The sequence below is a fragment of the Leptotrichia wadei genome (genome assembly GCF_007990445.1).
GTDB lineage: Bacteria > Fusobacteriota > Fusobacteriia > Fusobacteriales > Leptotrichiaceae > Leptotrichia > Leptotrichia wadei_A.
Genome location: NZ_AP019841.1, coordinates 1,043,222 through 1,057,790, shown reverse-complemented (window position 1 = coordinate 1,057,790; position 14,569 = coordinate 1,043,222). Strand labels below are relative to the sequence as shown.

14 protein-coding genes are annotated in these 14,569 nt (G+C 29.3%); 4 read left to right on the top strand and 10 right to left on the bottom strand.

What is annotated here, in order from left to right; genetic code table 11:
- Positions 1 to 48 precede the first annotated feature (48 nt).
- Both FVE74_RS05060 and FVE74_RS05055 read left to right on the top strand, forming a co-directional pair.
- Positions 49 to 1,386, top strand: a complete 1,338-nt coding sequence (locus tag FVE74_RS05060) for an FAD-dependent oxidoreductase (protein ID WP_147003513.1) — start codon at positions 49 to 51, stop codon at positions 1,384 to 1,386.
- A 13-nt stretch (positions 1,387 to 1,399) separates the two neighbouring features.
- Positions 1,400 to 2,182 carry a potassium channel family protein gene (locus tag FVE74_RS05055; RefSeq protein ID WP_147003512.1) on the top strand — a complete coding sequence of 261 codons (783 nt, stop codon included), beginning with the start codon at positions 1,400 to 1,402 and terminating at the stop codon, positions 2,180 to 2,182.
- Between the two features lie 303 nt (positions 2,183 to 2,485).
- Here the strand turns inward: FVE74_RS05055 and FVE74_RS05050 are convergent, their stop codons facing one another.
- Positions 2,486 to 4,036, bottom strand: coding sequence for a contractile injection system protein, VgrG/Pvc8 family (locus FVE74_RS05050; protein ID WP_147003511.1), 1,551 nt, complete (start codon positions 4,034 to 4,036; stop codon positions 2,486 to 2,488).
- A gap of 433 nt (positions 4,037 to 4,469) precedes the next feature.
- Between FVE74_RS05050 and htpX the strand changes: the two genes are divergently transcribed.
- Positions 4,470 to 5,336 carry a zinc metalloprotease HtpX gene (gene htpX, locus FVE74_RS05045; protein WP_147003510.1) on the top strand — a complete coding sequence of 289 codons (867 nt, stop codon included), beginning with the start codon at positions 4,470 to 4,472 and terminating at the stop codon, positions 5,334 to 5,336.
- A 557-nt stretch (positions 5,337 to 5,893) separates the two neighbouring features.
- Here htpX and FVE74_RS05035 read toward each other — a convergent pair.
- The 4 genes from FVE74_RS05035 to FVE74_RS05020 form a co-directional block, all read right to left on the bottom strand.
- Positions 5,894 to 6,103, bottom strand: coding sequence for a DUF1858 domain-containing protein (locus FVE74_RS05035; protein ID WP_018450121.1), 210 nt, complete (start codon positions 6,101 to 6,103; stop codon positions 5,894 to 5,896).
- A gap of 328 nt (positions 6,104 to 6,431) precedes the next feature.
- Entirely contained in the window at positions 6,432 to 7,067 is a 636-nt protein-coding gene (locus FVE74_RS05030; protein WP_010126135.1) for a superoxide dismutase, read from the bottom strand.
- Between the two features lie 158 nt (positions 7,068 to 7,225).
- Complete coding sequence (locus FVE74_RS05025) at positions 7,226 to 7,903, bottom strand: response regulator transcription factor (protein WP_147003509.1); 678 nt, start codon at positions 7,901 to 7,903, stop codon at positions 7,226 to 7,228.
- 71 nt (positions 7,904 to 7,974) lie between these two features.
- Entirely contained in the window at positions 7,975 to 8,784 is an 810-nt protein-coding gene (locus FVE74_RS05020; RefSeq protein ID WP_147003508.1) for an Mrp/NBP35 family ATP-binding protein, read from the bottom strand.
- A 248-nt stretch (positions 8,785 to 9,032) separates the two neighbouring features.
- Here FVE74_RS05020 and FVE74_RS05015 point away from each other — a divergent pair, with 248 nt between their 5' ends.
- On the top strand, positions 9,033 to 9,611 hold the full coding sequence (locus FVE74_RS05015) for a YiiX/YebB-like N1pC/P60 family cysteine hydrolase (protein WP_147003507.1): 579 nt from the start codon (positions 9,033 to 9,035) through the stop codon (positions 9,609 to 9,611).
- A gap of 171 nt (positions 9,612 to 9,782) precedes the next feature.
- Here FVE74_RS05015 and metA read toward each other — a convergent pair whose 3' ends face one another.
- The 5 genes from metA to plsY form a co-directional block, all read right to left on the bottom strand.
- Positions 9,783 to 10,721 (bottom strand): homoserine O-acetyltransferase MetA, encoded by a 939-nt coding sequence (gene metA, locus FVE74_RS05010; protein ID WP_147003506.1) that lies wholly within the window; start codon positions 10,719 to 10,721, stop codon positions 9,783 to 9,785.
- Between the two features lie 111 nt (positions 10,722 to 10,832).
- Positions 10,833 to 11,960: a DNA polymerase III subunit beta gene (dnaN, locus tag FVE74_RS05005; RefSeq protein WP_147003505.1), complete on the bottom strand. Its 1,128-nt coding sequence runs from the start codon at positions 11,958 to 11,960 to the stop codon at positions 10,833 to 10,835.
- 15 nt (positions 11,961 to 11,975) lie between these two features.
- On the bottom strand, positions 11,976 to 12,797 hold the full coding sequence (locus FVE74_RS05000; RefSeq protein WP_147003504.1) for a sigma-70 family RNA polymerase sigma factor: 822 nt from the start codon (positions 12,795 to 12,797) through the stop codon (positions 11,976 to 11,978).
- A 33-nt stretch (positions 12,798 to 12,830) separates the two neighbouring features.
- Positions 12,831 to 13,853, bottom strand: a complete 1,023-nt coding sequence (locus FVE74_RS04995) for an NAD(P)H-dependent glycerol-3-phosphate dehydrogenase (RefSeq protein WP_147003503.1) — start codon at positions 13,851 to 13,853, stop codon at positions 12,831 to 12,833.
- Positions 13,854 to 13,932: 79 nt separating this feature from the next.
- Positions 13,933 to 14,556, bottom strand: a complete 624-nt coding sequence (gene plsY, locus FVE74_RS04990) for a glycerol-3-phosphate 1-O-acyltransferase PlsY (RefSeq protein WP_147003502.1) — start codon at positions 14,554 to 14,556, stop codon at positions 13,933 to 13,935.
- Positions 14,557 to 14,569: the final 13 nt, after the last annotated feature.

Here is a 14,569-nt window from a genome sequence, read left to right as displayed (position 1 = left end):
AAAGGAGCGTATGATAAAAAATAAAAAAATTATCATACAATAAGTATTATGAAAATAGTTGTAATTGGAGGCGGAGCAGCTGGAATGATGTTTTCGACTCAATATAAAAAGGCAAATCCTGAAGATGAAATTATTTTATTTGAAAAGTCATCTTATGTGGCTTGGGCTGGATGTCCAACACCTTATTTTATCGCTGATGAATTGAAAAAAAGCGATGTCTTGCACGGAACGCCTGAAGATTTTATAAACCGTGGAATTAATGTGAAAATTCATCACGAAGTTACAAAAATAGATTTTGAAAATAAAACTTTAACAGTAAAAGGCAATGAAATTAACGGGACAATTTCTTATGACAAATTGGTAATTGCTGTTGGAGCAAAATCATTTGTACCAAATATTGCTGGGTATTCTCAAAATTTGGAAAATGTATTTACTTTATCTCATGCAGAGCATGCCTTTAAAATAAAGGATTTCCTAAATGAAAATAAATCAAGATTAAAAAATGCAGTTGTTGTAGGAGCTGGATTCATTGGGATTGAAATGGCTGAATCGTTCAAAAAAAATGGATTAAATGTTACATTGATTGAAAAGGCTGACCAAATTTTTCCAAATGTTTCTGAAAATTTGAAAAAAAGAATTTATAAGGAAATAGAAAAAAACAACGTTACATTAAAATTAAATTCAGGAGTTTCGGAAATTATTTCTGAAAACAATGTAGCAAAATCAGTAAAATTAGACAATGGAGAAACTGTGGATTTTGATATTGCATTATTTAGCATCGGAATTACTCCAAATATTGATTTTCTTCCTAAAGAATTAAAAACCGATTCTGGAAAAATTACTGTCAATGATAAATTTGAAACAAATATTAAAGATGTATATGCAATTGGAGATTGTATTTTTAACAAATATTACAAAACTGACAGAAATTTATATGCACCATTTGGAGATGTGGCAAATAAGCATGGAATGTTCCTTGCGAAGCATTTATCAGGAAAAGATGTGAGCTGGAAAGGATTGATCCGTTCTTTTGCAACTTCATTTTATGATGTGAAACTGGCACAAACTGGACTTTCACTAAAAGAAGCACTAGAATTAGGATATAATGCCGATGTTGTTTCAATGAAAGCAATGTATAAAAATTCAGGCTTTGAAGATTCTGTTCCTGCAAGCGCTGAAATCATTTACGATAAGGATAAAAAAATTGTTCTTGGCGGAGCAATGGCTGGAAAGGAAGCAGTTGCTCAATTTGTAGACCAGATGGCTATTGTTATTACTCTTGAAACGCCTATTGAAAAATTTATAGAAATTGACTTTGCATATTCTCCAACAAATGCAAGTGTTTGGAATCCGTTGCTGGTAACATACAGAAAAGTTATTAAATAAAACAGGTATTTTTATGAAAAAGAAAATTGAAGATTTACATAAAAGCAAAAGATTTAGGATAAGTTATCAGGTTATTTTTATTTTTTTAGCATTATACAGCTTTGTTACTACAATTTTAGATTTACACGGCGATATTAGTATTTTTAATAATCCAATTTTAGAATTTGTTGATGTATCAATTTATCTGATTTTTGCAGCCGATTATTTTATCCGCTTTACACATTCAGACAATAAACTTGATTTTATAGAAAATAATATTCCTGACTTAATTTCAATTATCCCGTATTATTCTATTTTTAGATTATTCAGGATTTTTAAAATAAGACGTTTGGCTAGAGTTTTTAAGCATTTAAAACTAACAAAAACTTATTTATCTATAAAAAAATTCTATAAAAAAATAAAAAAAATTTTAAGGGCAAATGGACTTATTTATTTGTTAATTTTCGCTGTACTAGGAATTATCGTATCTGCCCTGATAGTTTCCTATGTTGAAAAGCTATCCTATTTCAACAGCTTATGGTGGGCATTTGTAACTGCAACTACCGTCGGTTACGGCGATGTCTACCCGCATACATTTATTGGAAGAATAATTGCTATTTTTCTAATACTCATTGGAATGGGAACTTTTGGTATGATCACAGGAGCAATTACAAGCTACTTTTTAAATCGCCAAGCTGACCTGATTCCAGATGATGATTTAGATGAATACATCCTTAATTCTCTAAATTACACGGATGCAGAAAAGCAGGAAATTATATCTTTTATACAATTTGTAAGAAATAAAAGAAAAAAATAAATTAAACTTATGCTAAATCCCATTTAAAAATCAGAAAATATATTTCATATTATTTGCTAACACAGGAATCTCAACTCCATGTAAAAAATTCATAATTACTCCACTATCTAAAATTAAGTTTTTTAAATACAGGAAAAAAGAGCAGGCTTTAGACTGTTTCTGCTACTTTCCTGTATTTTTAAGTCTCTTTACAATAAAATTGTCTTAAAACAAACTCAAAAAATTATGACTATTTTATTAAAACCATAAATTTATATAATTTTTAATAGTTCGACTTTAAACAGATTTAAAATAATATTATACTTAATTACTATGAACTTTCTTCCCTTTAATTCTCACATCTGAACTCAACGATTCCACCGTTATTTCCTTTTCTTTCCCAATAATATTTATTTTAGAAGCATAAAAGTCAGCATCCCCAATCGACTCTATCCCCAAATAATTATCTGATGCCACCACCAAATTTTGAGTTGCCTTATTTACAAAATTATCCGCATTTTCAACTATATTAGGTGATTCTACACTATATTTTTCAGCTGTCTTAACTTCAAAAGCATTTAAATTCAAGTTAAAATTAAAATCGCTCTGATTTACCTGAAAATTCCTTTTCGTATAATCGCTAAATCTTCCATTTCCTTTGTTATTAATTGCCCACGACACTTTTGCAAATCGTTCATCTTCGTTTGGAAAATAAACCTCAACAGTGTCATTTACTTCTGGAGTACAGAAAAATCCTGTATTTGTCTGCGAATAAAAAGTCTGATAACTTAATGGAAATCTTTTCAATCCATAATCATCATAAGCCCTGTCATTACTTTCAGAATTATTTCTTTCCTGAACAATTCTTTTTAGCCCCTCTGAAAATTTCACTTCCATTTTTGCAATTCCACCATCTTCAAATACTCGCTCAACATTAGCCTCAATTCTACATCCTCTAATTTTTTTATTATATTTTTTAAATATATGATAACTGCCCATATTTGTTGCCAAAAATTCACTTTTCAGAATGAAGTCCTTTAAAAATATTTTAGTCTTCAATACAGAAAAACTTCCCTTGCTCCCATTAAAATCTTCACTATTCTTTCCATTTTCTTCAGCTTTGTTCTTCTCAGTATTTTCAGAAATAGAAACAGTGTCTCCTAGATTTATTACTTTATTTGACTGCACTTTATAATATAAATTTTTATAATCCCTCACAAGCGAATAATCTGAAAAATATTTATTTTCCTTCTTAACTTCCCCCATTTCCACCATTCCAAACAATATTATCCCCTGCTCAACTACAAACAGCCCAGTTTTCAACTGACTAGCAAGCCTTACTAAAAACTCCCAATCTGTTTCATCAAACTGCACAACAAGACTGCCAATCTGCTTTTTCGCAATATCAGAATATTTTATTTCCAGCTTTTTATCAGCATAATCTTTATTAATCTCATTAATTATATCTGAAAACATAAGACTCGTGTCTTGAAAAACTCTATATTTCTTCTCATTTTTCCTATCAAAAATTATACTTTTGGAAAATGCCTTCATTAAAATCCTGCACCCATAACTTCCATAATCTAATATTTCAAAATAATCAACTATTCCACAAAAAATCTTCCTTCTGACATTCTGATCCAACCCTGAAAGTTCAATTTCAATTTCAACATTTTCCTTTTCAATAATTCTTTCCAGATTCTTCCTTTGCTCTTCATCCATTTCCAGTTGTATTTCCAGCTTCTGATGTTCATTAATGTTTTCATTCAGCACAAATTCTCGAATTACAAAATTATCCAGATTTTTCTTATCCAGTATAATTCCAATATTTTTCCCTTCATACATATTTTCCATATTTGCACTTTCATTCCCCATTTTCATCACCTCAATTTTACCTTTTTTATATATTATTTAATTAAATATTAATATATTTTTATTATACTATATTTTAATTATATTTTCAATCTTTTTTTCCTGATATTTAAAATTTTTAAGTTTGCTTTCTTTTGTACAATTTTTTACTTAAATAATAAATTAATTATAGATTTTTTGCAAAAAATCAGGCTCTCTTGTTAAAAAATAATATAAAATATGATTTCTGTTTTTTTAATGAGATAATTAGAGTAACTTTTCAATAATCCTATTATGCCAAAAAATAATAAAACTTAAATTATTTATTGAAAAATACACTTTTTTATAATATAATAAACTTGTTCAAAAACTTATAATTTATAACTTATTATTTAATTAAAATTATATAACTACTGAACGAATCTAATAAAAAAATAAAAGAAAGGAAGAGATACCTATGTTTATAAATACTATGAAAACAGGTCTTTTGATGTTTGGATTAGTTTTCCTGTTTGTAGCAATTGGCGGCGCATTGGGAAATCAGCAAGGGGCATTAATTGGGCTTATAATTGCTGGTGGAATGAGTTTTTACAGTTACTGGTTTAGTGATAAAATGGTTATTAAGGCTTATAATGGTCAAGAAGTCAATTCCCAAAATAATCCAAGATTATATCATCTGATACAAAGATTGGCAAAAAATGCCGATTTACCTATGCCAAAAGTTTACATAATTCCAGAGCGACAGCCAAATGCCTTTGCAACTGGAAGAAATCCAAATAATGCAGCGGTTGCATGTACTGCTGGACTGCTTGAAATGATGGATGATAACGAACTGGCCGGAGTAATGGCACATGAACTTGGACATATAAAACATCGGGATATTTTAATTAGTACAATTGCCGCTACATTTGCTGGAGCAATTGCAAATATTGCAAGATTTTTACCTTATGTATCAAGCGGAGACAATAGAAATGGTGAAAGAAGACGAAACAACGTCGCCACTGCAATGCTAGTATCACTTTTAGCCCCAATAGCCGCTTCTATAATTCAAATGTCTATTTCAAGAAAAAGAGAATACATGGCAGACAGAGCTGGAGCTGAATTTTCAGGAAATCCCTTATATTTACGTAATGCACTCCAAAAATTGGAAAGTTACAGTCACAGTATTCCAATGAACAGAGAAGATCCGGCAACAGCACATATGTTTATCGTAAATCCATTTTCAAACCTTGGAAATCTAAAAAATTTATTTAGTACACATCCGTCTACTGACGACAGGATAAGAGAACTTGAGAAAATGGCAAGAGAAGAAAATTTATTATAGTAAAACTTATTGGGATTTTTATTTTACTTGAGAATTTGTTCCAGATATGATAAAATATATAAGGTTTATTAAATATATATGGAGAATAGATAAGACATGATTAATACTTTTACTTTTTTAACATTATTATTACTTTTTGTACGTATTTACTCGCTTGTTTCAATTTTATTCCTGAGCGGAAAGCGAGTACAGTTTGCAGAGAGAATAACTGTATCTATACTTTTATTTGAAGTTTTGACTATATTTTTATATGCTTTCTTTAGTTCATTCCGTTATTTGCTACCGCCAGTTTTAATGTTGCTGAAAACTCAAAAAATTTTTATTTTGAAAAATTTTTCAGTAACACTTCTAATATATTCTATTTTAAATCTGGCATTAGCTTTCACATTCGGAAGTCAAAACATTTTCAAATTTATCAATAGATTTCTAGTAGGAATCATATTATTAACAAATATTATTTATGGTTTTGTGTTAATAATATAAATTCATCAAAAAATAGGTAACTTGAATGAAAATCTCAAAAAGCTACCTATTTTTATTTTTAAACTAATTTCATATTATCCTTCCTGTTTTTCAAGAATCATATTTACTTCTTCAATAATTATATCTGGATTTAACCCATGAACAGCAATCCCTTCACCTAAAGTTTCCGCACTCGAAATAATACATCCAACACATCCAAGCCCATATCTCATCAATACTTGCGCAATAATCGGATATTTTTCCACAGCTTCCATTATATTCATATCTTTTGTAACTTTTTCCATAGTCATTTCCTCCCATTTGAAATTTTATTTTATATTTTATTATTTGCAAATCCTTCAAAACAAAATTTAAACTAAATGTTATATTTCAGGAATTCGATTTTAAAGTAATCTGTGATAAATCTCATAAAAAATAGCCAGTAAGCAATACTTATTACAAACTTATTATTTAAACGAGAAATAACAATATTACTCTATAAGTATAGCAAATTATATCATTTCAGTCAACTTTTATAAACAAATATTTTTTCAATCAAAATAAAAAAGATTGAATTAGAATTATTATAAATAACGACTCCAATTCAATCTAAATTTATAAATTTATTTTAACTTATTTTGCAGCTTCATATTTTTTAGATACTGCATCCCAGTTTATAACGTTAAAGAAAGCTGTAATATAATCTGGACGTCTATTTTGATAATTCAAGTAATATGCATGTTCCCATACGTCTATTCCTAAAATTGGAGTTCCTTCTGAACATCCACAAGGTGTTACACCTGGCATTAATGGATTATCTTGATTTGCTGTTGAAGTTACTTTCAATTTTCCATCTTTGTTTACAACAAGCCAAGCCCATCCTGAACCAAATCTAGTTGCAGCCGCTTTTGAAAATTCTTCTTTAAATTTGTCAAAACTTCCAAATGCTTCATTTATTTTTTCAGCTAATTCACCTTTTGGTTCTCCACCTGCGTTAGGTCCCATTACTTCAAAATATAAATTGTGGTTATAAAAACCTCCACCGTTATTTCTAACAGCCCCACGTATATTTTCTGGCAATGCATCTAAATTTGTTAAAATTTCTTCTATTGATTTTTCCAAAAATTGTGGTGCATTGTCTTTTAATGTGCTATTCAAATTATTAGTATAAGCTGCATGGTGCTTTCCATAATGAATTTCCATTGTTTTTGTATCAATGCTTGGCTCCAATGCATCAAATCCGTAAGGTAATTCTATTTGTTTAAACATTTTTATCACTCCTAATCTGTTATTTGAATATATTTTATCACATTATTTTTATAAAATCAATAAAAATTTATATTTTTTATGAATTTGTTATTATTACAATTATGAACAGTTTAATAAATTAATTAAAATATTCACTATTTCTATTTTTTTAAAGAAATCTACTCTTTTATGATATATCCAACACTTCTTACAGTTTTTATAATCTTTTGGTCATGTCCTTTATCTATCTTCGATCTCAAGAAATTAACATACACATCTACAATATTACTTTCTGAAACAAAATCTATATCCCAAATTTTTTCTGAAATCATTGTTCTAGTAAGAACTCTGTTTTTATTTCTCAAGAAATATTCCAATAATAAAAATTCTTTATTTGTTAATTCTATTTCTTTTCCATCACGTTTAACTTCCCTATTTGCAGGATTTAATGTTAAATCATAGGCTGTCAAAATTCCCATTTCATCTTCAGTAAGCCGTTTATTCAAAATTCTCACTATTGCTCTAAATTTGGCTGAAAGCTCTTCCAATCTAAAATCATTGTATACATAGTCATCTATTCCCTTCAATAGAGCTTCGGTTTTCGCATATCTGTCATCTTGTTCAATTGCCATTAGAATATAGCTTTGTTTTTTATATCTTGTTATTTTTTCTATTGACAACGGAAAATCTTCAATTGAGTTAATATCTAAAAAAGAAATATCGAGAGTCTCTGTCTTTAGGGCATCTAGCATTTGTTCTTCATTTTCTGCCAATATAACATTAAAACTTAATTCCTTTAATAACTGTCCCACTACCATTCTAGTTTTTTCATTCTTGTTAAATACTAATACTTTCATTTTTCTATTGTATAATAAACATATTACAATCGCGATACATTTAAAATACCTCTCCTTTCACATTTTTTGTCTTACTTATTTTCGTTTTCTGTTTTTTCAATTACTTTAGCAATTATATCATTCATTCTTCTTGATGCTAAAGAATCATTTGAAATAAATGGTAATCCGTTATCGCTAGACTCCACAATATTTCCATCTAATGGTATTGATCCTAGAAAGTCAGTTTTTTTCTCCTGGGCCATTTTTTCAGCGCCACCTTTTTTAAAAATATTAACTTCTTTTTGACAGTCAGGGCAAATAAAACCACTCATATTTTCGATTACACCGAGCACATTCAAGTTAATCAATTTGGCAAAATTTATTGATCTTGTAGAATCCAGCAAAGAAACCTTTTGCGGTGTTGTCACAATAATTGCCTTTGAATCAGTTCCTATATTCTGAGCAATACCTAATGTTTCATCACCAGTTCCAGGCGGCAGGTCAACTATTAAATAGTCAATCTCTCCCCATTTAATTCCTTCCAGCATTTCCATTATTGCTGTAATTTTTTGCGGTCCCTTCCATACAACTGGCGAATTATCAGGAACAAAAAAACTTAATGACGATATATGAAGATTTTCTGTTATTTCCAGCGGTTCAGAAATTTTTGAAAGTTTTACTCCTTCTTTTCCAAACATAATTGGAATATTAGGCCCATGCAAATCTGCATCAAGAATACCAACTTTGTATCCCCGCAACGATAATCCATAGGCTAAATTAACAGACGTAGTTGTTTTCCCAACTCCACCTTTTCCGCTCATCACTACTATTTTATGCTTAATTTTAGACATGTTGGAATCAATTCTTTGCTTCCGTTCAGCTAAAGCCGGATTAGTTTGCATCCATTCCTCCTATTTTAAAAATATTATAATTTTATTTAACTTCCCTACTTTAATTAAATCATAAACTTAGAAAAAATACAAGTAATTTTTTACATTTCTTTTAAAAAAAATTAATTCTTTTATTACATTAAATAAATTATATTTAAAATTTTTTTTATTAAAAAATATGCTGGACTAATTTGTGTCTTTTTTATATAATATACATAAGTTTGAATATTAAACCAATAATTAGAAAGGAACAATCCATTATGAATATTTATTTAAAGGGAAATATAAAAAGACTGATGCTCTTTTTAATCCTGACACTTTCACTTATATGTAAAACCAAACCGGAAGATAAGTATTTCTGGTACACTACGCATGAAGTTATCTCAAATGCCGATAAACTTCAGCCAGGAGATATTCTTATTTTATCAAAAAAGCCGACTTTACGTTCAATGTGGGGACATGCTGCTGTTCTTAATGAACACAAAAAAATAATTGAATTTCCAACATATTCTGCCGGCTACAGCGAAAGTCCTATATATGCCTGGGAAAATATTAATAGAAAAGTTGCTATTTTTAGACTAAAAGGAATAGATGATAAATTTAAATCCGCATTATTCAAAGAAATTGATGAAACTATAACTAAGCCTTATGGATTAACATTTACCAAGGATTTTGACAAGAGGCTTTACTGCTCGCAATTTGTATATTTAGTATTTAAAAAAGCAGGAGAAAGGGTTGGCCGTGAAGTAGATCTAGATTCCAACGGCGGCGGATGGGTTATGCCATTTGACATAATGAATTCTCCTCTGCTTGAAAATATATCTATTTACACTCAATAAATATTTTACTTTTAATTAATAATTTTATAAAAAAAACTGTCTTGCATAATTTATTTTTTTAAACAAATATTGCTCGACAGCTTTTTATTTTTATTATTTTCTATAAATAATCTATTCCCGTTTTCAAAAATTTTTTACTAATATTTCTTAAAGAATATAACTATTTTAAAACTAAATTTGAAAATTAGGAACTTTTCCCAATGTTGTCAAATCATAAGGAGTTCCTTGATAAACATGATGATTTATCCAATTTGAAAACAATAAATTCGCATGAGCTCGCCAAACAAAAAGCGGCTCTTTGCTTGTATCGTCATTTGGATAATAATTATAAGGAACTTTTATACTTTTTCCTAATTTTACATCTCTTTCATACTCTTTTGCCAATGTCATCCTATCGTATTCCAAATGTCCCATAATAAAAATATTACGTTTATCTCGGCTACGTACGATACTCACTCCAGCTTCTTTAGAATTGGCAATAATTTCCAGATCAGGAATTTTTTCTATATCTTCTGCATGTACTTCTGTATGCCGTGATTGCGGCATATTAAACACTTCATCAAAACCACGTAATAACATTGTATGGCAAATATCAATTTTTAAAGGATAAATTCCAAAAAGTTTTTCCTTTAAAGGATACTTCTTTATTCCATAATGATAATAAAGCGCTGCCTGTGCTCCCCAGCAAATATACATTGTAGAATAAACGTGAGTTTTACTCCACTCCATAACTTTTGTTAATTCCTTCCAATAAATAACCTCTTCAAAAGGAATATTTTCCACAGGTGCTCCAGTTATTATAAGCCCGTCAAAATAATCATTCTTTATGTCATTGAAGGTCTTATAAAAATTCGACATGTGCTCCTTAGAGATATTTTTAGACACATAAGATGCCATTTTTAAGAAAGTTACTTCAATTTGAAGCGGAGTATTGCTTAAAAGTCTTAACAACTGTGTTTCTGTTTCAATTTTTGTAGGCATAAGATTTATTATTATAAATTTTAGAGGACGAATATCTTGTGACAATGCCCTTCTTTCATCCATTACAAAGATGTTCTCCTTTGCTAAAATATCTACAGCCGGTAAGTTATTTGGTATTTTTATAGGCATTGCATATTCTCCTTTCTATTATTCTGACTGTATACTTTCTTTTAAAAACAAAAATATAAGCCATTTAACTGTTTCTAATCAATTTAAATTTTTTCTGCTTTTTAAACTTAATTAACTTTCTCTAAGTGCCAATGGCATTGTGAAATAAAGCGATTTATCATTATCTTCATCCTTTACAATTACAGAACTTTTATTGTTTAGCAGCTCCAACACCGTAACTTTTCCTTTAATTGTAGAAATATAATCAAGTAAAAATTTAACATTTAATGAAATTTTTAAATCTTCACCTTCTTGAATCGTTACAATTTCCTCTTTTATCTGCGCATTTTCACTCGTTCCTGTAAGCAGCAGCTTATTATTTGAGAAATTAAATATTCCACCATTTTTAGATTCCTTATTATCTCTGACAAATATGGCAGTTCTTTTTAACACTGACAGAAAATCCTTTGTATTCAATAATATTTTTTTATTATGCTGTGAATTATTCAAAATTGATTTATAATCTGGAAATTGTAAATCAATCGTACGAGTTAATATTTCCACATTTGAAAATTTGAAAAATACTTTTGAGCCATCTGATTTTACTACAATCTTTTCCTCATCTATTAACTTCATAATCTTTATTAATCCATCAATTGTCTTTAATGGAATGCTCAAGCTAAGATTTTCCTTATTTCTTTGTGACTCTTCCAAATCTTCTTCAATATATGTCAATCTATATGTATCAGATGAAATAAGTTTTAATTTATTTTCCTCGATTTCCACTCTAATACAGTTTACAGCAAGATTTTCTGGATTTGGAGAAGCTGATATTTTCACATTTTCAATTTTATTTAACAATTCCCCTTTTTCAAATACATATTCAACCCCATTTTCAAGTTTTGACTGAAGTGGAAAATTTTCTACATTATATAAAGAAAATTCTGTATTTGTCGAACTTGCCTGAATTACCAGCTTACCACTTTCTTCAATTAAAGTTATTTTATCATCAGAAATTTGTTTTAAAAACTCTTCAATCAATTTATGCTTTATGACAATTCTTCCATCTTCTTCCACTTGCGCTTCTATTTCTGTATTTATAGAAAGTTCCAAATCTGTTCCTCGCAAAATTGCCTTTTCACCTTGAGTTTCAATATAAATTCCAGAAAGAACTTCTTTTACTTTGTTTTCAGTTACTGCATTTTCAACTATGGTCATAGCCCTCAATAACGATTTTCTATCTACAATTATATGTAACATACATTCACCTCTTCTTTATAATATATCCTTGTATTCTTCCAAATGTTCCTTTAATTTTGTTATAGCCTTTTTCTCGATTTGTCTAACTCTTTCACGTGTAATCCCCATCTGCTCGCCAATTTCCTTTAATGTATGGATTTTATTGTCATACAATCCGTAACGATATTCAAGGATCAGTCTTTCCCGCTCATTTAAAACTTTTTCAAGTAATTCCTTCATTTCAACAAGCTGATCTTCCTTTATTATTTTATCCTCAACATCATCATTTTTCCCAATAATATCCTCCAGATAAATATTATCGCCTATTGTTTCATTTAATGACATTATATCCTGAAATTCACCTAAAAGCAATATAACCTTGCTTTCCTTCAAATCAACTTTTTTTGCAATATATTCTGTTGATGGAGCTTCACCGTGAATGGCAGTATAATCCTTTATGACTTTATTTACTTTTGATAATTGCTCATACTTATAAGACGGTATTCTAATATCCCTTCCGATATTGATAATTGCCTTTTTAATTGACTGTTTTATCCACCATACTGCATACGTGCTAAATCTATGCCCTTTTTCATAGTCAAATTTATTTATAGCCTTTATCAATCCAATATTCCCTTCGCTAATTAAATCAATTAGAGGCAATCCGTTCCCAAGAGATTTTTTAGCTGTACTTATTACCAGTCTTAAATTTGATAAAATCAGTAATTGTCTTGCCTGTTCGTCATTATCTTCCCTAATTCGTTTTAACAGTTCATATTCTTCTTCTCTTGAGAGTAAATCAAATTTTTGAATATCACTTAGATATAACGACATTAAGTTTAAGTTGTTATCTTCCATTACCTCACTCCAGTTTTATTTTTTATATATTTCTTAATTTAAAAATTCTGACTTCAGATCTCTGCTCATAAATGTAGATTCCAGTTCTGAAACTGGCTTTCCACCATAAATTACTTCATAAAGTGCTGTAAAAATAGGTGCCTTTAAGTTATTTTCCTTTATAATTTTATAAAGAGCCTTTATTGTTTCTGCTCCTTCTGATACCATATTCATGTGTGAAACTATATCTTCAATTTTTTGACCTTGCCCCAGCTTTTCCCCAACATATCTATTTCTACTATGCTTGCTTGTACAAGTTACAATAATATCTCCAAGTCCCGACAATCCCATAAATGTTTTTGGATTTGCATTATAAAATTTTGCAATTTCAAACATTTCATTAATTCCACGAGTTATAAGGGCAGCCTTTGTATTATCTCCATACCCCATTCCATCGGCAATTCCTGCTGCAATTGCAAGACAGTTCTTTAATGCCCCTGCAAGTTCAGCTCCCATAAGATCCGTTCCCGTATAAACTCTGAAATAAAGATTGCTAAATGTAGTCTGCACGATTTTTGCCGCTTCTTCATTTTTAGATACAGAAAGTATCGCAGATGGCAATTTTTGCGCCACTTCTTCGGCATGTGTCGGTCCAGCTAGTAAAACATAGCTATATTCCTTATTTTCCAGTTCTTCAGCCACAATTTCAGAGATTCTTTTTTTTGTAGCAATTTCTAAACCTTTTGCAACATTCACCAGTATTATATTATAATTTAAGAAATTTTTCAATCTTTTTAAAATATTTCTTAAAAATTGCGTTGGAGTTGCTAATAATAAAATATCAATTTTCCCATATTTTTCAGGATTTTTTAATATTTCTCCATAATCATCCACAACATTAAGGCTGTCAGGCAATTTTATATTTGGCAAAAATTTAGGATTTTCCTTTGTGTCACGAATAACTTTTCTAACCTCTTCATTATGCTCCCACAAATATACTTTATGTCCATTTTCCACTAACAGTTTTGAAAGGCAGGTTCCCCAGCTTCCACCACCAATAACCAATATATTTTTCATCATTATCCCTTCCTTTCACGATATATAAATATCCTAAAGAATTTAAATTTTCATTTACAATTATATTTTTATAAATTCGTTACTTTTTACTTTTCAAGCTAAACTTAGATTCTGTCCCATTTTTTAATCTTTCAATATTGCTCTTATGCTTTACAATAATTAAAATTGCTATTAAAATTCCTAAAATAACATATATTATTTGCTGGTACAAAAAATATGTAAAAATAGGAAGCGATACAGCTGCAAAAATTGAAGAAAGCGAAACATATCTAAAAATAGCAAAAACCACAAAAAATACAATTGCTGCAAACAATATAGCCTTTGGAACTAAAACTAAAAATACTCCAAGCGTTGTCGCAACAGCTTTTCCACCTTTAAAATTCATAAAAATAGAAAATACATGTCCTAAAATCGCACAAATTCCAACCAGCACATAATCAAGATTTTCAATTTTTGTCAAATTTTCAAAAAAATCCACTTTTAGCAAAATTGCAATTAATGTCGGGACTAATCCTTTAGAAATATCCAAGATTAATGTCAAAATTCCTAATTTTGCCCCTAAAACACGTGCAGCATTTGTAGATCCTGTATTTTTACTTCCGTGCTCACGGACATCTATTCCTTTAAATACCTTCCCTATCCAAAGCGCATTTGGCACACTTCCTAAAATATATGAAAGTACCATTAATAAAATTGTAATCATTTTTTATTCCTCT

What these genes read in the sequence shown, in the direction of transcription:
- FVE74_RS05050 (WP_147003511.1), bottom strand. Translation starts at nt 4,036, where the DNA reads ATGGGGAATGAAAGTGCAAATATGGAAAATATGTATGAAGGGAAAAAT.
- FVE74_RS05020 (WP_147003508.1), bottom strand. Translation starts at nt 8,784, where the DNA reads ATGCAAACTAATCCGGCTTTAGCTGAACGGAAGCAAAGAATTGATTCC.
- FVE74_RS05015 (WP_147003507.1), top strand. Translation starts at nt 9,033, where the DNA reads ATGAATATTTATTTAAAGGGAAATATAAAAAGACTGATGCTCTTTTTA.
- dnaN (WP_147003505.1), bottom strand. Translation starts at nt 11,960, where the DNA reads ATGTTACATATAATTGTAGATAGAAAATCGTTATTGAGGGCTATGACC.
- FVE74_RS05030 (WP_010126135.1), bottom strand. Translation starts at nt 7,067, where the DNA reads ATGTTTAAACAAATAGAATTACCTTACGGATTTGATGCATTGGAGCCA.
- plsY (WP_147003502.1), bottom strand. Translation starts at nt 14,556, where the DNA reads ATGATTACAATTTTATTAATGGTACTTTCATATATTTTAGGAAGTGTG.
- metA (WP_147003506.1), bottom strand. Translation starts at nt 10,721, where the DNA reads ATGCCTATAAAAATACCAAATAACTTACCGGCTGTAGATATTTTAGCA.
- FVE74_RS05060 (WP_147003513.1), top strand. Translation starts at nt 49, where the DNA reads ATGAAAATAGTTGTAATTGGAGGCGGAGCAGCTGGAATGATGTTTTCG.
- FVE74_RS05055 (WP_147003512.1), top strand. Translation starts at nt 1,400, where the DNA reads ATGAAAAAGAAAATTGAAGATTTACATAAAAGCAAAAGATTTAGGATA.
- FVE74_RS05025 (WP_147003509.1), bottom strand. Translation starts at nt 7,903, where the DNA reads ATGAAAGTATTAGTATTTAACAAGAATGAAAAAACTAGAATGGTAGTG.
- FVE74_RS04995 (WP_147003503.1), bottom strand. Translation starts at nt 13,853, where the DNA reads ATGAAAAATATATTGGTTATTGGTGGTGGAAGCTGGGGAACCTGCCTT.
- htpX (WP_147003510.1), top strand. Translation starts at nt 4,470, where the DNA reads ATGTTTATAAATACTATGAAAACAGGTCTTTTGATGTTTGGATTAGTT.
- FVE74_RS05035 (WP_018450121.1), bottom strand. Translation starts at nt 6,103, where the DNA reads ATGGAAAAAGTTACAAAAGATATGAATATAATGGAAGCTGTGGAAAAA.
- FVE74_RS05000 (WP_147003504.1), bottom strand. Translation starts at nt 12,797, where the DNA reads ATGGAAGATAACAACTTAAACTTAATGTCGTTATATCTAAGTGATATT.